15 protein-coding genes are annotated in these 20610 nt (G+C 45.6%); 7 read left to right on the top strand and 8 right to left on the bottom strand.

Annotated elements, in window-relative coordinates:
• Positions 1-3 precede the first annotated feature (3 nt).
• From rpsI to B5Z18_RS20440, 5 genes are all read right to left on the bottom strand, one after another.
• A complete protein-coding gene (gene rpsI / locus B5Z18_RS20420; protein ID WP_079471350.1) occupies positions 4-393 on the bottom strand; it encodes a 30S ribosomal protein S9 in 390 nt (129 codons plus the stop codon).
• Positions 394-407: 14 nt separating this feature from the next.
• Positions 408-851: a 50S ribosomal protein L13 gene (rplM, locus tag B5Z18_RS20425; RefSeq protein WP_079471351.1), complete on the bottom strand. Its 444-nt coding sequence runs from the start codon at positions 849-851 to the stop codon at positions 408-410.
• A gap of 271 nt (positions 852-1122) precedes the next feature.
• Entirely contained in the window at positions 1123-2499 is a 1377-nt protein-coding gene (locus B5Z18_RS20430; protein ID WP_079471352.1) for a RagB/SusD family nutrient uptake outer membrane protein, read from the bottom strand.
• A 53-nt stretch (positions 2500-2552) separates the two neighbouring features.
• Entirely contained in the window at positions 2553-5618 is a 3066-nt protein-coding gene (locus B5Z18_RS20435; RefSeq protein WP_079471353.1) for a SusC/RagA family TonB-linked outer membrane protein, read from the bottom strand.
• A 288-nt stretch (positions 5619-5906) separates the two neighbouring features.
• Complete coding sequence (locus tag B5Z18_RS20440; protein ID WP_079471354.1) at positions 5907-6599, bottom strand: zinc metallopeptidase; 693 nt, start codon at positions 6597-6599, stop codon at positions 5907-5909.
• Between the two features lie 560 nt (positions 6600-7159).
• Between B5Z18_RS20440 and radA the strand changes: the two genes are divergently transcribed.
• The 6 genes from radA to B5Z18_RS20470 all read left to right on the top strand — a co-directional run bounded on the left by radA (position 7160) and on the right by B5Z18_RS20470 (position 13390).
• Positions 7160-8536, top strand: coding sequence for a DNA repair protein RadA (gene radA / locus B5Z18_RS20445; RefSeq protein WP_079471773.1), 1377 nt, complete (start codon positions 7160-7162; stop codon positions 8534-8536).
• A 27-nt stretch (positions 8537-8563) separates the two neighbouring features.
• Positions 8564-9253 (top strand): ComF family protein, encoded by a 690-nt coding sequence (locus B5Z18_RS20450; RefSeq protein WP_079471355.1) that lies wholly within the window; start codon positions 8564-8566, stop codon positions 9251-9253.
• Between the two features lie 95 nt (positions 9254-9348).
• Positions 9349-9870 (top strand): glutathione peroxidase, encoded by a 522-nt coding sequence (locus B5Z18_RS20455; RefSeq protein WP_079471356.1) that lies wholly within the window; start codon positions 9349-9351, stop codon positions 9868-9870.
• Between the two features lie 118 nt (positions 9871-9988).
• Positions 9989-10540, top strand: coding sequence for a hypothetical protein (locus tag B5Z18_RS20460; RefSeq protein ID WP_143313651.1), 552 nt, complete (start codon positions 9989-9991; stop codon positions 10538-10540).
• 24 nt (positions 10541-10564) lie between these two features.
• Entirely contained in the window at positions 10565-11704 is a 1140-nt protein-coding gene (locus tag B5Z18_RS20465) for a DNA polymerase III subunit (RefSeq protein WP_079471358.1), read from the top strand.
• A 147-nt stretch (positions 11705-11851) separates the two neighbouring features.
• Positions 11852-13390 carry a PSP1 domain-containing protein gene (locus B5Z18_RS20470; RefSeq protein WP_079471774.1) on the top strand — a complete coding sequence of 513 codons (1539 nt, stop codon included), beginning with the start codon at positions 11852-11854 and terminating at the stop codon, positions 13388-13390.
• A 422-nt stretch (positions 13391-13812) separates the two neighbouring features.
• On the opposite strand, the gene B5Z18_RS20475 is transcribed toward B5Z18_RS20470, so the two are convergent.
• The gene (locus B5Z18_RS20475; protein ID WP_079471359.1) at positions 13813-14865 is read right to left on the bottom strand and encodes a nucleoid-associated protein; all 1053 of its coding nucleotides are present in this window, start codon (positions 14863-14865) and stop codon (positions 13813-13815) included.
• 153 nt (positions 14866-15018) lie between these two features.
• Between B5Z18_RS20475 and B5Z18_RS20480 the strand changes: the two genes are divergently transcribed.
• On the top strand, positions 15019-15921 hold the full coding sequence (locus B5Z18_RS20480; protein WP_079471360.1) for an SMP-30/gluconolactonase/LRE family protein: 903 nt from the start codon (positions 15019-15021) through the stop codon (positions 15919-15921).
• 59 nt (positions 15922-15980) lie between these two features.
• Here the strand turns inward: B5Z18_RS20480 and B5Z18_RS20485 are convergent, their stop codons facing one another.
• Positions 15981-19001, bottom strand: coding sequence for a glycoside hydrolase domain-containing protein (locus B5Z18_RS20485; RefSeq protein WP_079471361.1), 3021 nt, complete (start codon positions 18999-19001; stop codon positions 15981-15983).
• 118 nt (positions 19002-19119) lie between these two features.
• Complete coding sequence (locus B5Z18_RS20490; RefSeq protein WP_079471362.1) at positions 19120-20601, bottom strand: RagB/SusD family nutrient uptake outer membrane protein; 1482 nt, start codon at positions 20599-20601, stop codon at positions 19120-19122.
• Between the last annotated feature and the right edge of the window lie 9 nt (positions 20602-20610).

The raw sequence follows: 20610 nt of genomic DNA on the forward strand, positions 1-20610 counted from the left end.
ATATTAGCGTTTAGAGAACTGGAAGCTTCTTCTTGCTTTCGCTTTACCTGGTTTCTTACGTTCAACTCCACGTGGATCGCGTTTCAGCAAACCTGCAGCTTTCAATGCAGGACGGAACTCAATGTTCACTTCGCATAAAGCACGGGCAATACCCAGCTTAATAGCTTCTGCCTGACCTTTGATACCACCACCCTGTGCATTCACTTTCACATCAAATTTATCGAGCGCCTCGATAGTTTTGAAAGGCAGTTCCACCTGGTTCTGCAGGTAGATCAAAGAAAAGTAGTTTTTATAATCTTTGTCGTTAACTGTAATGTTACCGGTACCCTTGTTGATGTAAACACGGGCAACAGCTTCCTTACGACGACCTATTGTATTTTTTTGCTTTTCCATGTATCAGAGAAAAATTAGAAAGTTAATGGTTGTGGTTTCTGCGCAGCATGAGGATGTTCAGCACCAGCATATACAAATAATTTTTTGTACATCGCACGGCCCAGACGGTTTTTAGGCAACATACCTTTAACAGCCTTTTCGATCAACACTTCAGGACGGCGACGGATCAGGTCCTTTGCTAATTCGATTCTCTGACCACCTGGGAAACCAGTGTAGTGCATGTATTCTTTTTCCTGCATTTTATTGCCGGTCAGGGCAATCTTCTCTGCATTGATCACGATGATATAATCACCACAATCAGTATGAGGTGTATAGTAAGGCTTGTTTTTACCCCTCAGGATAGCAGCCATCTTAGCAGCTACTCTTCCGAGTGTCAGGTTAGTAGCATCTACTATATGCCAGTCACGCTTTACGTAAGCGTCGTTAGCCGATTTAGTTCTGAAACTTAATGTATTCATTGTTGTATACGATAAAAATTACGTCTTGTAAACAATTCCCCGATTATGGGGAGTGCAAAGGTACATTGCTCATTCTTAATAACCATACATTTTGGGCACTTTTTTACGGACCACCCTTGCAATTAATTGATTTTCAATAAAGAATTTGTATAAAAGTTATTAACAGCAGCTATCCACACGGTTGATAACTACTTTTTTTATCATATAAGTGCATAAAAAAAGGCACCTGGTCAAACAACCAGGTGCCTTTTCTTAAATAGCCGTATATCTTTTAATATCCCTGATTCTGACTCAGGTTGGGATTTACATCTCTTTCAGATTGCGGTACCGGTAAAACCAGTTTAGGATCATTGTAGTTCAGGTTACCCACCTTCAGCTTCAAACGCTTAACTGTCCACAAACGGTCGCCTTCAAAGGCAAGCTCCCTGAATCTCTCATCCGCAAAGTCATTGGAAGTAACCACAAGCAACGGCGTGGCTTTTGCCCTGCTCCTCACCTCGTTTATATCTTCCAGCGGTGTTACACCTCCAACAGGAGCCCCGCCCTTGCGGAAGTTGGCCTCAGCCCTTGTCAGGATTACTTCAGAAAGACGAACAATTGGAATCGCCTTATACAAATCCTTGAATTTGCCGGTGTAAGTACCGGGAGCACCGGTAATGCTCACCCCGCTATATACAAAAGCCTTACGTGTATCGTTGTCTTCATAACGATCCAGGAACGCAGGCAGGATCTGTGCATCTCCCCTTCCAACAGGCTTTGCTGCATAGAAAGTGGTCATACCATTGTTAGATGTACCGGCATTACTCTGCGTAGTTTGCTGGATAATGAAAATGTCTTCAGAGGAAGCAGCTATATTATTAAATGCCTTCTCAATGGTGCTTTCCAGGTTGAAACCGCCATTAGTGATCACCTCATTGGCGGCAGTAGCCGCTTCTGCATATTTTCCCTGGTTCATATACACACGGGCCAGGAAAGCCAGCGCGGAATACTTGTTGGCGCGGCCGTCATCATTAGATTCCGGTAATCCTGCAGCCGCATCTGTGAGGTCTTGTATCACCTGTTTGTATACGTTTTCAACAGAGGCTCTTGGTTTGTTATCTCTATCGGGTACATACGTTCCTACAGATTCCAGTATCAGCGGCACCGCTTCATTGGTGGTAGTATTACCGGCAGAATAAGGCTGTCCAAAGAAATTTACCAGGTCGAAATAAACGATGCCCCTGATGAATTTCGCTTCTGCTGCAATACTCTTTTGCTCACTTGTATCTACCACACTGATTTTTTCCAGCACGGTATTTACGCCTGCAATGGCAATATAGGCGCGGCCCCACATGCCTTCTGCAATGCTGAGCGTTTTATCCTGTCTTTTCTGGAATACCTGTCTGTAGTTAACAAAGGTACCTACCCATTTCAGTTGCTCATCGCCTGCCAGCAAATCAGCCACAAACAGGTTACGTTCTCCGTAAGAGTTAAAATGCTGCAACGCACTGTAACTTCCAAAGAGAACCGCTTTTACATCCTCTCCGGTAGTGATTTGTTCGGGCGTTATCTGCTGTTGAGGAAGCACATCCAGTTTTTTATTGCAACCATTACCCGCTATCAGCATAAGCCCTAACGATGCATGGATTATATATTTTGTGATTTTCATGTTTTGAGTGTTTTTAATTTACGATAACAGAACCTTTAATTGCAGATGGTCCATTAAAAACGGATATTCACTCCTGCTGTAAATGTTCTTGCCTGAGGAATGGTATAAAAGTCAACTCCACCGGAAGTATTGGTAGAAGTATTTGATTCTGATGCCAAAGGAGCTGTATTCACTTCAGGATCGCTCAGATAATCGGTTTTAGTCCAAAGATTGTAACCTGCCACATATACTTTAATACCCTGAATCTTCAAAGCAGACATAGCTCTTTTAGGCAGGTTATAGCTCAGTGTTACATTCTTCAAACGGATATAAGAACCATTATAAATATAGCGGGAAGTTGCTTCTGCACCGGTACCATAATAGTAGCCCACCTTAGGAACATTGGTAATATCGCCAGGTTTCTGCCATCTGTTAAGGATGTCTCTTGTCTGGTTATCCAGCCCGTTTGCAAATCCTGTAGTCTGATAAATACCTGCACCGTTGTAGATGGAATTACCATTTACAAATGTGAAGAAAACACTCAGGTCAAATCCTTTGTAGGAGAAATTGTTCGTGAAACCACCGGTAAAATCAGGGTTAGAATTACCCACCACCATTTTAGGCGCTTTACTGAACTCTGTTGTGGTTTTGCCACTTGAATCGAGATACAATGCTACACCTGTTTGAGGATCTGCACCAGCAAACTTCGGTAAATAAAAAGATCCGATCGCTTCTCCTTCAACTGCACGTTGTGATCCGGTATTGATGATCTGTCCCTGGAGATCAGTGATTTTATTTTTATTGTATGCGATATTGAAAGTAGTATTCCATTTAAATTCACCTTCCAGGTTACGGGTGGTCAGGGAAAATTCTATCCCTTTGTTTTCCATTTTTCCGAGGTTACGGTAAATGCTGGCATAACCAGTGGTAAGCGGAATATTTACACTTAGTAACAGGTCTGTTGTATTCTTTTTATAGACATCTATTTCTCCGGAAATTCTGTTATTTATAAATCCGAATTCAAGCCCCGCGTCTACCTGAACTGTTTTTTCCCATTTCAGATCAGGGTTACCAATGGTTTTTGGCTGGAAACCCGGTAGATTGGGATAGTTGGTAATGTTGTACAGGGACAGGAAGCGGCTTTCACCTATTTCGGCGTTACCTGTTAAACCCGCACTGGCTCTCAACTTCAGGAAACTGAGCGCTTTTGATTCTTTCAGGAAATCTTCCTGCGAAATTACCCAGCCCAATGAACCGGCAGGAAACACACCGTATCTGTTATCCGGGCCAAAACGGGAAGAACCGTCTGCCCTTATACTAAATCCTGCCAGATATTTTTCGTTATAGCTATAGTTAGCTCTGAAGAAATAAGAAAGGAAAGTATACTTATAGTTTTCAGAACTACCGAAAGTTACTGTGGTAGCTCCTGACAGATTCTTCACCGCATCAGACGGATAACCTTCTGCCTGGATACTCGCAGAACGGTTATCATTCTGCAGATAACTCATACCTAACACCATAGACAATTTGTGCTTGCCACCCAGTTCAGGATTAATGGTGAAGAAGTTGTTAGTGTTCAGGGATATACTTTGTGCATTAATAGATTGTCCTTTACCAATGCCAGCTCCATCCTGCGATAGTTTACTTTTGAAGTAATCTTCGTTCATGTTAACGATATCCGTTCCCACTTCAGAGCGGAAGTTCAGCCATGGCAGGAATTGGTAGCTGGCATAAACATTCCCGAGAGTACGGAAAGTGATCTGTTTATCGGTATCGTATAATGCATCCAGCAAGCCGTTGTCATACAAAGTTCTTGCATTGGGCTTTCCTGTTTCAGGATCGATTAATGGAGAAATAGGTACCTGTGCCACCAGCTGACCTGGAGTAGAGAAAGAGTTATCATCCGTAACCCTGTCGAGCTGTGAACGGTTAACGCTCATGTTGATACCGATGTTCAGTTTTTCAGTAGCCTGGTGATCAAGGCTCAAACGCGCACCATAACGGGTGAACCTGTTATTGATTACTATCGCATCCTGACCGCTGTAGAAACCGGAAACAAAAAATCTTGTCTTTTCATTACCACCAGTAGCGGAAAGGTTTACCTGGTTGGATCTTGCCACATCACGATATACCTGGTCTTCCCAGTTGGTATTTACAGCCAGATTCCGCCAGTCGGTGCCTAACGAATAATAATCCAGGATATCTGAGTCATACATTTTAGTATAGTCATCTATAGCTTCCTGCTCGGTACCATAACCGGTATCGCCATTGGCGAAATCTGTTTTACCATCATTTACTGCTGCCTCATGGATCAGATCTATATATTCTTTTGCATTCAGGAATCCGCGCTTTTTGGTTGGCTTAGCCCAGCTTGTGTTTACATCCAGGTTAAAAATTGTTTTCTGGTTAAGCTTCCCTTTTTTGGTAGTTACCAGTACCACGCCATTAGAGGCGCGGGCTCCGTAAATAGCCGATGCAGACGCATCTTTCAGTACTTCTACGGATTCAATATCATTTGGGTTAATATCAACGAGGGGGTTGGTAACTTCATTATTGGCATCTGACTGGAGACTGCTTTCAACGGGCATACCATCCACAATATATAATGGCTGACTGCTGGCGGAGATAGAAGAGGTACCACGAATTCTTACTTTGATACCCTGTCCTACTTTACCACTACCGGATTCGATTACCACACCGGCAGCCTTACCCTGAATAGCCTGTTCAAAGCTTGGAACAGGTATATCTTCTATTTCTTTGGCGTTGATCTTGGCTATGGATCCGGTTACATCGCGTTTAAGCTGGGTTCCGTAACCTACTACCACTACTTCAGAAATGTCTTTGGTACTGCCACCCAATGCAACATTAATAGTACTTCTGCCAGAAACAGGCACTTCCTGGTCGGCATAACCAACAAATGAGAATATGAGGGTAGAAGCCCCGGGTTCCACATTCAATTTAAATACACCGTCGGCGTTGGTAACGGTCCCTTCTTTAAGACCTTTCACCTTAATGGTTACGCCTGGCAAGGGACTACCATCTCTCTGGTCGGTAACTTTACCGGTAACTTGTTTGGACTGGGCAAACGAAAGCATACAAAATAGCAATAGGATGCCCATAAATGAGAAGAATCGCATCATGGCTCTGAGTTTAGATTTAGATTTAATGTCAGCAGGCTGAACTATTTGGTTGAACTATTTGGTTGAATGATTTGGTTGAATGATTTGGTTGAACAAGTGATACATTGGGCTTAATTCTCATATAAGCAAAACACCGGAAAATTGGTTGACCTTTTCCGTGGAGTAAAACTAAAAAAAAATTTCTACTTTTCTTAATTAAATGTTAAAAGAACTAAATCTAAGGGGATTTTTAAACAAAAAAAAAGGCAGCCATCAGGCCGCCTTTAATAATATAATAATCTTATTTAATTAGTTATTCCTGCTCCTTGCACCCGTATATATTAATACATAATATACCAGCGTGGCGATAGAAGCGAGTGCCGCTACTACATAAGTCATGGCAGCCCACCAGAGGGCATTTTTCGCCTTGTCGTGTTCGTCTCTGCGCATAATGGTGGTGTTATCCAGCCAGGCCAGGGCCCTGCGGGAAGCGTCGAACTCCACGGGCAGCGTTACCACGGAAAAAACGGTGGTAAGCCCAAAAAGGATAATACCGGCCAGTAACAGCTGCGGGAAGGTGTTTATGAGGAGGATACCGGCCAGCAGCACCCATGAAACGATATTGGAGCTGAACTGCACAATGGGTACCAGCCTGGACCGGAGGCCCAGCCAGGGATAGGCAGCCGCGTGCTGCACTGCGTGTCCGCACTCGTGGGCGGCCACGGCTGCAGCGGCCACGTTGGCGCCGTTGTATACGTCGGGACTCAGGTTTACCGTTTTATCGGCCGGGTTGTAGTGATCGGACAGAAATCCTTCTGATTCACGTACCTGAACACCGTATATCTGATTGTCTTTCAACATCTTCTCTGCAATCTGCTTACCGGTTAAACCGGAAGAGGTGGGTATTTCGCTGTAAGCCCGGAACTTACTTTTGAGCACGAAGCTTACCAGCAGGCTGATCCCCACAAAAATCAGCGATAAAAACATGATTCCAGGTGTCATAATGATATAAAGTTAGATGATCTTATGGCACAAATATCTCACCAGATCCACCCTTTTAAGTTTTATTTAGCACTTAACTGCCATCCCTGCTTTTTGTCTGGAAATTATAAATTTAACACTGTCATTATGGCGTTAAAATTATTTTTTACCGCAAAAAAGCGCCTGTTTGTCATTTAGAAAAATGTGTTTTATTAACATTTATTCATATACAAAAATCATCAACATCAACCCTATTTATCAACATTTTACGAGCCTCCAATGAAAGTAATATTAGATAAAAACAACCCCTGAAACAAGCGATGGCAGCCACTTTCTCAGATCCTGCCAATACCTCAAAAGTTATTCACATCAATTAAATAAACTTTTTTATTCTGAAGCCATTTTGTAATTTAGACCTGAATTTAATGGGTTAGTAAGTAGAAAGAGTCAGCGGAATCTTCCGTTTGGCTCTTTTCTCTTTTTATACCTCTTCATCTCCTTTTTTAACACTTCTCTTCTTATCATTTCGGTTCAATAAATGTAAAAACGTTACTTTGTAACGCATCCTTTTTATGAAAATTATGAGTAAAATTAGAACCGCTTTTTTCTGTCAGAATTGTGGATATGAATCAGCGAAATGGAATGGAAAATGTCCGAGTTGCGGAGAATGGAATACGTTTGTGGAAGAAAGAGTGCAAAAAGATATTCCACTCAAACAAGCCGAGTGGAAAAACAACGATACCTCTGCTCCCCGGACACACAAAATAATTAACCTCGCCGAAGTAGTTACGAAAGATGAAGAAAGAATATTAACACCCGACAATGAATTGAACCGTGTGCTGGGAGGCGGCATAGTAGCGGGTTCGCTGGTATTGGTGGGCGGAGAACCCGGCATCGGGAAATCAACACTCTTCCTCCAGAACGCACTACAGCTGAAGCATATCAAAACACTTTACATCAGCGGTGAAGAAAGTGAACAACAGATAAAAATGCGGGCCGACCGCATCCAGAATTCCAATGAACAATTCTATCTGCTCACCGAAACTTCTACGCAGACAATCTTCCAGGAAATTAAAAAATTACAGCCGCAACTGGTCATTGTGGATTCTATTCAAACATTGCATTCACCATTTATAGAATCTGCACCGGGAAGCGTATCGCAAATCAGGGAAACAACCGCCGAATTACAACGCTTCGCCAAAGAAAGTAATACGCCCGTATTCCTTATCGGACACATTACCAAAGATGGCTCCATTGCCGGCCCCAAAGTGCTGGAACACATGGTGGATACGGTTTTACAGTTTGAAGGCGACCAACATTATGCCTATCGCATTCTCCGAACTATCAAAAACAGGTTCGGTTCTACCGCAGAACTGGGCATTTATGAAATGACCGGCACAGGACTCAGACAGGTAACCAACCCTTCAGAGATCCTCATTTCACAACGGGAAGATCTCCTCAGCGGCGTAGCCATTTCTGCCACAATGGAAGGAATGCGCCCCCTCCTCGTAGAAGTACAGGCGCTCGTTACGCAATCCGTTTATGGTACCCCGCAACGTACTGCCACCGGCTTCGACCTGCGCAGGTTGCAACTGCTGCTGGCCGTACTCGAAAAACGCGGCGGCTTCCACTTCGGTGTAAAAGATGTATTCCTAAATATTGCCGGCGGCATCCGCGTGGAAGACCCGGCCATTGACCTGGCGGTATTATGCGCCCTGCTTTCATCTTATGAAGACAATGCCATTTCACCCAAAATTTGTTTTTCGGGAGAAGTGGGTCTTAGCGGTGAAATAAGAGCCGTGAACCGCATTGAACAACGCATTGCAGAAGCAGAAAAACTTGGCTTCGAGAAAATATTTATCTCCCGTTACAACAAAAAAGGAATTGATTTCAGTAAATTCCATATCGAAGTAATTGCTGTAGGAAGAGTGGAAGAAGTGTACCAGCGGTTATTCTGATTACCATATCTTTAAAAAAACCAATCGATGCTTACCAGTTTGTTTTCCCCACTGGTTCATCTGTTTTATCCGCATTGCTGTGAGCTATGCGGTACTGATCTGCATCAAACAGATGAACTGCTATGCCTGCGTTGTATGCAGGCGTTACCCCTCACCCATTTCCAGCGTTATCCCAACAACCCGGTAGCGCAGGTATTCAGCGGAAGGGTTCCCGTACAACAGGCCACTGCCACGTATTATTATAACCAGTCGTCCGGCCTGCAACACCTGATTCACCGGTTTAAATACGGGCAACGTCCGGATATTGCTACCTGGCTTGGTAAACAAACCGGTTACCAGCTGCAGGAAAGTGCCTGGATCAGCAGTATCGATTTCTTGGCGCCGGTGCCTTTGAATCCCCGTAAGGAAAAGAAGCGCGGCTACAACCAGGCCACCCTCCTGGCCAATGGCATTGGCCAGGTAGTACAGCTGCCGGTATACCCGGCCACCCTTCGCAGGGAACAATTCACCGCCACCCAAACAAAAAAGGGTCGAACAGACCGGTGGCAGAACGTAGCCGCCGCTTTCCAGGCCAATGGCAACCTTTCAGATGGTTCACACGTACTACTGGTCGACGATGTAATTACCACAGGCGCCACTACTGAAGCCTGCTGCAGAGCCCTTCAACAGGCCGGCGCCCGGGTAAGCGTTTGTTGTCTTGCCTATGCCTGGAAATGAGAAGGCTAAATTCTTCTCTTTTTTTATCACGGGAATGCTAACTTTACAAATACAGCCCCGCGCTGTATTTTAATCTGTCTTTAAAAAAAATCTATATGTTCAGATTAGCTATACTATCAGTTGTTATGTTTTTTGCCTCCTCCCATCTTTATGATTTCAAAGTAGATGCCGTTGACGGAGGAAAAATCGATTTCTCCAAATACAAGGGAAAGAAAGTATTGATCGTGAATACCGCCTCCCTGTGTGGTAACACCCCTCAATACGAAGGCCTGGAAAAACTCTATAAGAAGTACCACGACAAACTGGTTATCGTTGGTTTCCCTGCCAATAACTTCGGTTCACAGGAACCCGGCAGCAACAAGGAAATACAACAGTTCTGCACCAAGCAGTATGCAGTAACCTTCCCGATGGCAGCCAAAATTTCCGTAAAAGGCGCAGACATTCATCCCCTGTACAAATGGTTACTGGATGAAAGTAAAGCCAAACACATGGAGCCTGCTGAAGTTACCTGGAACTTCCAGAAATATCTGCTGGATGAAAAAGGTAACCTGGTAGCTGTATTTTCTCCCAAAACACAGCCGGAGTCGGCAGAAGTGATTGCTGCAATTGAGAAGTAGCTCTTTTATTACCTACATCTAACTTTTGTGTATAAAAGAAATTTTGCAGATACTTGCGTAAACGTATATCCGTTTACGTGAGTATCCTGTTATTCATTATACAACGCGCACCATATTCATGAAACACTACCTTGTTCCTACAAATAACGCCTTGCCGCTAATGGCATTGCTTTGCTTTTTAGTGATGCTTTCTGCGTGCCAGCACGAAGTAGATCCCCCTTCGCTTTCATGTCCGGAAATGCAAATGGTTACCACCATTGGAACCAGCAACAACACCATGACCTTTAGCCGCAGCCTCCTGTTCCGTGAACGGACAGACACCGGCGGACTAAAATTCCTCAGCGTGGAAACCGTATCCGATTCCTGCAGGGTGGTATTTAACCTCACAGATGGTATGTATGACGAAGCCGGATTGAAGAATGATAGTTTGCACCTTAAAACTTATACCTATACCCGGCAGGGAGTACAAACCGGCGGACTGGTGGCTGTAGCCATTAAAAACAGCAATGGCGAATTCACTTATCTGACCACAGATTCTTCCAGCGTAACAGTCCGTAAAATGAATCTCCGGGCACAAACAATTTCCGGCACCTTTTATTTTACAGATAATGAGAAGAAGATCAGTGGTACCGGCACGTTTGAAAATGCCTGCTATGTATCTCTTCAATAAACCCCTTTTCGTTATCTTGCGCCCATGCTTTTTTCTGATATCATAGGACAAGGGGATGTAAAGCAACAGCTCGTTCAATCCGTACAACATAACCGGCTAAGTCATGCCATGATACTGCTTGCTCCCGAAGGTGCAGGCGGCCTTCCGCTCGGACTGGCTTTTACACAATACCTGGTTTGCGAAAACAAACAAGCACACGATGCCTGCGGCCAATGCGCCGCATGTACCAAAGCCTCTCAATTTGTACACCCGGACATTCATTACTCTTACCCGGTTATTCCGCGTAAAACAGGCGACAAACCTGTGAGTACCGACTATATCACCGAATGGCGGGAATTTGTAACTACACATGCTTATGGCAATGCGTACGACTGGCTGCAGTTTATAGGCGCCGAAAACAAACAGGGTAACATTACTGCTACTGAGTGTCAGGACATTATCCATAAACTGAACCTGAAAAGTTTTGAGAGTGGTTATAAGATACTGGTGATGTGGATGCCGGAATACCTGGGCAATGAAGGTAACCGCCTGTTGAAACTGATTGAAGAACCGCCTCAGAATACTTTGTTTATCCTGATCGCTGAAAACCAGGAACAGATACTGGCCACCATCTTATCAAGAACACATCTTATCAAAATAAATCCGCTGGCAAAAGAAGACCTGGTAACAGCGCTGATCCAGAAAAGCAATGTTCCTGCTGCAAAGGCCCAACAGATGGCTACCATTACCGCAGGCAATTACCGCGAGGCCCTGTACCTGTTGCAGCATTCAGATGACGACTATCATGAATTGCTCCGCAGCTGGCTGAATCACCTGTTTACCGGTAACCGGGTGGCCCTCCAGGAATGGATCGAAGGCATCTCCAGTGCAAAAACCGGCAGGGAAAATCAAAAGCAGTTCCTCCGCTATTTCATCAACCTGCTGGAACACACGCTCCGCCTGCAATACCTGGATAAAAGCCAGCTGGCTTTTTCCACAGAAGAAATGGACTTTGCGGCCAAGCTGGCCAAACTGGCCAACCTGGACCAGATGCAGGAAATTACAGAAGCCCTGAACAACGCCAGCTACTATATAGAACGCAACGCCAACGGAAAGATGCTATTTCATGCCCTGTCCATCAAGCTGCAATATATATTTAAAAAGAAACCTTTACCGGTTATGTAATAACCACCGGCATCCTGCGGGGCTTATCAGCTGCTTTTCCCTATCTTTGTTGCTTCCGGCCTTTTGTTTTTCTGAAAGGAAAAACGTATTTTGAAGAACTGGAATAACCTGAAATGCTTATTTATAAAATTTAAACTAATTAATAATATGGCTTGTGCCGGATGTGGTACGGGTGTGGAAGGGAAGCCGTCAGGATGCAAGAGTAATGGAGGATGCAGCACGGGAGGTTGTAACAGACTGAATGTGTTTGACTGGCTGTCCAATATTCCCCTTGGTGATAGCTTAGCACCATTTGACATTATAGAAGTGAGTTTTAACAATGGCAGCCGCAAGGACTTTTTCCGTAACGTAACCAAACAATTCTTTGATAAAGGAGAAATGGTTACTGTAGAAGGAGTTAGCGGATTTGACGTTGGTACAGTAAGCCTGACGGGCGAACTGGTAAAACTACAAATGAAGAAGCGACGCGCTGAAGACACACCCGAAGTAAAAAAAGTTCTACGCCGTTCAACTAACGACGACCTGCAGCGAATGAATGACAACAAGTCCCGCGAGAAAGAGGCGCTCATAAAATCCAGAGCCCTTGCCCGCAACCTCGGACTTGAAATGAAACTGGCAGAAGTGGAAATACAGGCCGATGGCCGTAAAGCCACTTTCTTCTACACCGCAGACGATCGTGTTGATTTTAGAGAATTGATCAAAGTATATGCCTCTGAATTCAGGGCCAAGGTGGAAATGCGCCAGATAGGCGCCCGCCAGGAAGCCGGAAAAGTAGGTGGCATCGGCAGTTGCGGCAGGGAGTTATGCTGCTCCACGTGGCTGTCTGATTTCAAAAGCGTGAATACTACCGCTGCCCGGTACCAGAACCTGTCTATCAACCAGGCCAAGCTATCCGGACAATGCGGCCGTTTGAAATGCTGCCTCAACTACGAGCTCGATACCTACCTCGATGCCCTGAAAGACTTCCCCGACGATGCGGATAACATTGAAACTGCCGGCGGCGTTGCCCACCTGCAGAAACGGGATATCTTCAAAAGCCTCATGTGGTATTCTTATGAAGGCAGTAACAAACAGTATCCACTCACCATTTCCAGGGCTAAGGAAATACGCCTCCTGAATAAGCAGGGTATTAAGCCAGATGACCTGAAACCGGTAGAAGTAGTAACCGCCAAACCAAAAGAAACGGATCTCGGATACGCAGATGTGGTTGGGTTAATCAGTCTGAAATCTCTCGAAAAAACAGCACAAAAGCGTAAACAGAAAGATAAAGACAAACAAAAACAACAAAGAGGCGGAGAACGTGGCGAGCGTGGAGAACGCCCGGAACGCGGGGAACCCAAACAAGCCCAGGGCCAGGGTCAGCCAAGAACTGATTCCCCCAAAGCTGGTCAAAGACCCGATAACCGCCAGCAAGGTGATCGTAAACCGAAGCCGGACAACCGCCAGCGGCAACAAGGTGGAGGCCAGCCCAAACAGGGTCGTGAACAACAACCCCGTAACGAGCAACAGCCACCACGCCCGGACCAACAGCAGGGACAAAGACAACCAGCTGCTCCGAAACAACCCGGACAACAACCGGCGCAACCCGGTCAGGGAGGCGCTCCCCGGCAAGACAGGCGTCCGCCACGGCATAAACACCGGCCGCCTAATCCTAATAAAAACAACAATCCTGAAAAGGGACAATAAAAATGAAAAAGACAACCAGCCGGTTGTCTTTTTTATTGCCTGTATATTTTAACGGGCACATGGGGCCTTATATCTCCTGTTAACATTACTTCCCGGATGCCTCTGCGATACTTCGGACCTGCGTATCTGATGGACTATCCATGCACTATCTATACTGTTCCCATGCACTCCTCATGCACTCCTCATGCACTATTGATGCACTATCCATGCACTATGTCCCCTCAGCCCCCCTTCGGGGACAGCAGATTTTTGAAATACCAGATGATGGAAATGTAATCAGAGAAAACCAAATAAAAGGCCGCCCAGACGAGGCAGCCTTTGTTAACAATTGGTTTTTGCTTATGAGAAAACTTAAAAAATGCTAATTTATATCTCTTCACAAAATCAATCACACAGGCGCCTCTACTGTCTGTCACACGGTTTTACGCTTCATTTTCAAACAGTAGCTTATAATAGTTCATGTTAGTGGCTTCGTCGAAACCGCGCTCAATCATCTCGCGGTTGCCATGAATATATACATGAAAGTTACGATCCAATTTCAGAATGCTCTTAAATACTTTCTGCTGTTTCTTTACAGCAGGTGCAGATATTTCAAATTCGTCAGGGATATCTTGTTGAAAATGATTCGCATATTCGTTTCGGTACTCCTTAAAAGAAGCTATGGCGTCGGGATGACCCAGTACTTCTTTCGCAAAATCGTCCAGTTGGAATTGTTCTTTTTCCTTGAAATAAGCGGCTGATTTATTTAACAGATCTACCTGATCCACTCTGTCCATCTCATACTCCGTTGGCAATTTGTTGTGTATAAACTGTTTACACATGTCCACCGCGGTTTCTGTCTGATGGTAACTATCCTCCCGGCGCTGTACCTGTAAAAAGGCATCCTTCCAATACACCGCCTCGGTTTGTTTGCTGTTGCTATCTACGATACTTACCTTAAAGCCCTCGGTTTCTTCCGTATTAAATACCAGACAACCTTTATCCAGCTTATTAATATTTATACCGTCCTCGTAATTTACCTGGTAATTCTCGTCTGCCAGAAATACTTTCAAATAAGTATCGCGGTTCTCCGACTTAAAAATGCCTATGGCTTCTACCTCTTCACCATCCACCTGACACTTGCTAAAGTAGGCTATATAAAGCTCTCCCCCTTTGATTTTAGGATGGGTGGAATGTTTATATAGATGTTTGGCAATATTGACCGACTGCTCCTGGAATTCATTTTGGTCAGTAAATATACGTCGACAATATTGAAATATTTCATTCAATTGCAGATCTGCGTCATGACGGAATCTGAAATACTCTGCTGCATTGGCAAACGGCTGAATAAAATATGTTACCAATAACTGGCTGATCGTTTCATCCTCCAGCTGCAAAGGCGCTTTGGAACAGAGCAGGGCCTCGTCGTTAGTGGGATTCCCTACCTTGTGTATCGTTAATTGCGCCAAATCTTTAAACTCCGAAACATGGATCATGGGCGCAAAATTAATAAATTAGTTGACAGGCAACAGATCCGTTTTCCCCGGTAATTATTTCTTGATAATTTCATTACATACCCTCCCTCCCATCCATATACGCTGAAAAATCTGGAATAGTTCCTTAATTTAAAGTTTCAAAATAAAACGAACATGAGAAAATATATCTGCCTGCTGGCAATGATGGCCGGATACGGCCTCCCGCTGATGGCGCAGCAAAAAAACACACACAGACCTGTATACGAAACCCGCGACCTGACAGCAGAAAATATGTTTTCCGTAAATATTGAAGGACCCAACTTTGACAAAGCAGGCAATTTTTACGTAGTAAATTTTCAACAGGATGGTACCATTGGTAAGATAAATACCAAAACCGGCGCCGGCGAAATATTTGTAACACTGCCCGATAGCAGCATCGCCAATGGCATTCATTTCAACAGCAAAGGAACCATGTTCCTCCCGGATTTCATCCGGCATAATGTGCTCACTATTGACATGAAAACCAAAAAAGTAGGCGTATACGTTCACTCTGATCAGTTCAATCAACCTAATGATCTCTGTATCAACAGCAAAGACCAGATCTTTGTCAGCGATCCCAAATGGGCCAGCAACACCGGCCAGATCTGGCGAATAGACCCCGGCAACCATACCCCCATCCTGCTCGAAGGCAATATGGGCACCACCAACGGTATTGAACTCAGCCCCGACGAAAAAACACTGTATGTAAACGAAAGCGTGCAACGGAAGATCTGGAAATACAAGGTGGATAAAGCCGGTAACATCTCCCGGAAAACCTTATTCGCTACCTTCCCCGACTTTGGTTTTGATGGTATGAAATGCGATAAAGTGGGAAATCTCTACGTGGCCAGGTGGGGAAAAGGCGTGATCGCCGTGCTGTCGCCGAAAGGAAAGCTGATCCAGGAAGTACCCCTGAAAGGAAAACAATGCAGCAACCTCGTGTTTGGGGATAAAGACGGCAAAACCGTGTATGTAACCCTGCAGGACCGGAAATGCGTGGAAACATTCCGGGTAACGATACCGGGTAAACGCTTTTAACTACGCTATAAAAAAGAAGGGGGACATCAGCTGATGTCCCCCTTCTTTTTAGTTATAACTTACTTTATAATCAGCAGCCAGCCCTTATTCTTTTCTACAGGGATGCTGGCATCTTTACCAAACACCTGCCCCTGCTGGAAGCTGCGTATATCCGGCGCCGTTATCACTGCCTTTGCAGGGTCTATGCCCAGCGCTTTCCAGTCGATGGTGAGTTTAACCGTGGTGTTTTCCGGCGCCCAGCTGGCCAGGGAAACCAGTACCGCGCCATCTTTCCGGTAAATAGTAGCCGGCACCAGCGGGTTATTGGTTTTAACCGGGTTGTTCTCTACCCAGTAGCCAATCATTTTTGTTCCCTGCATACCAAAATCATCCCACACTTTCCAGATAGGACGGGGATCAGATGTAGCCGTCCACGGCATGCGGTTAGTCATCCCATACACCATACCACGCCACTGGTTACCGCCATCCTGGAGCATTTCACCCATCAGGCCAAAGGGAATACCGCTTACTTCCGTGAGGAAAAAATCCGGATCATTCTTCTCATAATCAAAATATTCACCAAACCAAAGCCTGTTCAGGTAAGGGAAATGCTCCATATAAAGTACCGCACTGTTAATAAATCCATCGGATTTATTATACTGGTTGGCAGAATGCAGATCAATAATACCCGGATGGTTATCCTTTGTGAGCACACGTTTCACGCGCTTCATGGTTACCCGGTCAAAAGCCACATCGTCCAGGTAAATACCATCAATGCCTACGTTTTGCACCAGCCAGTTCATCCCTTCCACATAATAGTTATGCCAGCGGTTCATGCCGCTGTTGATGAGGGCGGCATCCTTAAACTCCGGTACAAACCACGCCGCGATGTAATCTTTACCTACGTGCTCCTGCAGCCAGGAGAAGCCACCGCCGTTACCGGAAGTATATACTTCATGCCCCAAACTGCGCAGCGGGAAGGTTTCCCAGGCATGGTTCGACAACTCCCTTACGGTATTATAGATCTTCACTTTCAATCCTTTCTGGTGCGCAGATGTAATGTAATCCTTCATTGCGCTCCATTCAATGAACGGATAGTTAATCCAGGGGTTGATGTCGTTGCCGTGGTGAATGTTTACCACCGTAGCCCCGGTAGCTTTAATGCTGTCGAGGTTATTATACCGGTGATAGAAACGGGTAGACCACTGGAAATCGGTGTTAACCGGGTGAAACGGCGTAATGATCAGGTGGAAGTTATAATACAGCACCTCTCCTTTATGCAGGGTTCTTTCACCACTGTAGTTGTTTACCAGTATGGCTTTCCCTTTTTCACCGATGGTGATACCGCCTTTATTGCCATTACCCCAGGAAGTGGGCAACAGTAAAGGTTTCTGCAGGTAGAAGTTTGTATTCAGCGGGCGTACGTAATTTTCATCCCGCAGGTTAAACTGGATACCGGCATTCACATCGCCGATCCAGGCGCCGTCCTGGTTTTTACTTTTCACATCCCACTTCCAGTCGATCTTTTCCGGACGTACCCCGCCCTTCTGGTTCAGCCCCATCATATACTTTGAGGCGCCTTTATCAAATGGCAGGTGCATCGTGATATCCTTCAGGGATACGTCTTCCAGGGCAGTTACTTTTACGGTATAGTCGAGGAAGCCGTCAAATTCGAGGGAGGCGTTTACTTCCATTTCCAGGCCGGTAGTGGTGTTCACTGCTTTCCAGCTGATTTTGCCGGGCGTTTGTTTGGTAACCTGCCAGCCATTGCTTTGCCAGTGAAGATCCTTGCCGGTAGCGGCATTGATGAAATGGAAATGTACCGGTTCGGTGAAAATATTTTTGGGCTGTGTGGACAGCGAAGTCATTTCAGGCGTAAAAAAAGTCTGGATCTGGGCAGGGAAGCCATCTTTGTTGATACTTACTTTACGGCCCAGTAAGCTGATCACGCTGTCTTTCATTTCCAGTGGCGTATAAGGGGCGATCACGGCGTCGTCCTGTGCCAGCGTGGAGTTCAGCCATTTCAGGCGGGTTTGTTTCCAGGGCTCGTTAAAGCCGCTGTTCACTGCCAGTTTATCCGTTACCGTTAGGGTGATCCTTACCGGCATGGCAGGCATACCTTCCGCCTTTACAGTGGCAATCCCTTTATAGATACCTGCTGCAGCGTTTTCCGGAACATCTATGCCGCACCACATGGCCTGTACTTTTCCCTCCGGGATATTCACCGTGGCTGAAAAAGGTTTTGCATCATAAGTGGTACCGGTGGTATTGATACAGTTGAGTTGTGTTGCCGGAATCGTTTGACCAGTAGCCGTTTTCAGATCGGCAAAAGAAATCTGTACATCCTTCATTTCATGACGGGCGTAAATGCCCAGCTGAAATGCGTAGTATTCTCCTTTACCGGCTTCGCCGGAGAAGGACTGCGAAGGTCCTTTCTTTATCCAGCGCTGTGGCAGGTCGTCCGTCATTTTAATGGGAAACTGCCTGTCTTCAGGGAACAGCATATAGCCGCCACCCGGATGTTTCAGCAGCAGTTGCTTTCTTTCTGCTTCCGTGGCAATTACTTCCATCGGGTAAAAAGTATTGAAGCTGTCGATGGCTTCCAGCTGCTTCACGGTGGTATTGGGCTTTATGCCTGCCGGTATGGATTGCAGCCAGTTGTTATCAGCGGTTTGTTCCGGCGCCAGGTACACACCTTTCGGATAGTTATCGCGGCCTTCATTCCTGGAGGGCAGGTAATAAATATAGTAGTCGCCTTTACCGGAGGTGGGTTCAAAGCAGATATCGCCTTGTTCACGGGTAAGCGCCAGCGCTTTTACGTTGGTAACCTTTTGTTTTGTTCTGGCATCTTCAATAATGATCCGTTTCAGCTCCGGATGTTCATCGCGGCGGCGCCAGGGGATTACTACGCGGGCTACGCCGGTGGCGCCGTTGAAGGTAACTACCGCACGGTGGTTACCGAGCGAGTCTGCATTCCAGTTGTTGTTGCTATTGGTATACTTCAACTCCTGGGCGAGCGCTGTGGTAAGGAAGCTGAAAGTAAGTCCTGCCAGCAGCAATCCTTTCCTGAAATTGCGGGAAGGGTGGTTTGTCTGATACATGAAGGATAATCAATTTTTTAAATGTTCACCGGTTATAAATTTACTACTGTTGCGGTTTCTTTTCCTGATTATTTTATAAAAGCAAAAGCCCCGGTGAACGGGGCTTTTACCGGTATTTCTATTGGATCGGGTTTTGCACCAGGTTAGGATCAAGCAATATTTCCTGCTCGGGAATAAAGTGTACCACCCTTGCATCTGTATAGGAAACTGTTTGCGGATTGGTTTGCACGCCGGGATAATTCCGGTATACATTCCGGTTGTTGCGGAACAGGTCAAATACACGATGTGTTTCAAAGGCCAGTTCCAGGCGGCGTTCGTCCAGTACTACATCCAGCACAGAAGCATAGCCATGCAGGTCTGATACGGTGAACAGTGCCGCGCCGCTTAATCCGGCTCTTTTACGGATGGTGTTTACATCATCGATGGCGGCAGCGTTATTGTTCAGCTTCGCATTGGCTTCTGCACGGATAAGGTACATTTCAGCCAGGCGCAATACCACCGGTGAACTGAGGGTAGGCACGTTATCCTGGTTGGAATATTTCAGCACATACCATTTGGGTACGCCGTTGCGGGAAGCCATTACTTTCTGGCCGCCGGCATTCACGGAATCCCGGCCATCAGCGCCTTTCAGGTAAACCGCCTGCACAAAGGAGTTACGGGCATCTGCCGGATATTTGTGCAGCAGATCGAGGTACGATTGCGAAGCATACATTTCGCCATAACCCATACCACCGGGCGACATATAATACATAGAGCCGATAGAGCCCCAGGTACGGTCGTCCTGCAGGGTATGATGAATAGCAAAGATGGTTTCCTTATTGTTTTCATTGGTTTTGGTATAGTATCCGGGAAGATCAGATGTATTCACCAGGGAATACTGACCTGAAGTGATCACAGAATCTGCATAAATACGGGCAGAATCATTTTTTCCCATGTAGAGATATACCCTTGCCAGTAAAGCCATAGCGCCGTATTTGGTGGCATAGCTGTTGGTGTTGGAGTTATCCATCAGGTCTTTTCCTTTCTTCAGATCTGCTACTACCTGCGCGTATACATCTTTTACGGTGCTACGTTTAGGCATCGCAGTTATATCGAACTTAGTTACCACCGGTACGCCCAGGTTAGTTGCAGGGTTCTGTGTATAAGGACGGCCGAAAGACCTTACCAGGCTGAAATGTACAAAGGCGCGGATGAACAGGTTTTCCCCGATCATTTTATTCACGGCATCCGACTTACCTTCCGTCATTACTTCCAGCAGCTTATTACAGCCGTTGATAGCCTTGTATCCTGCCCGCCAGATCTGCAATGCATTGGCCTGGTTGGTGAGGTGTCCGTAAGTATAAGAATAGAAGAGCGCATCGGTAGTGGCACCGCTCAACGCCACATCATCACTTGGGAACTCTCCCATCTGGAAATAGTTGCGCGTAAAACTTTCTTCTTTCAGTAACGCATAATTACCCACAGTAGCCGCCGGCCATTTAGTTTCATCTTTCAGGATATTATCATCCGGAACAGCACTATACGGGTCTTTCTTCAATGAACAGGAAGTAGCCACTGACAACAGCAACAGTCCTGCAAAATATTTCGACATGTGTTTCATGATCATCTC

The sequence above is a fragment of the Chitinophaga ginsengisegetis genome (assembly GCF_900168065.1).
GTDB classification, from domain to species: Bacteria; Bacteroidota; Bacteroidia; order Chitinophagales; family Chitinophagaceae; genus Chitinophaga; species Chitinophaga ginsengisegetis.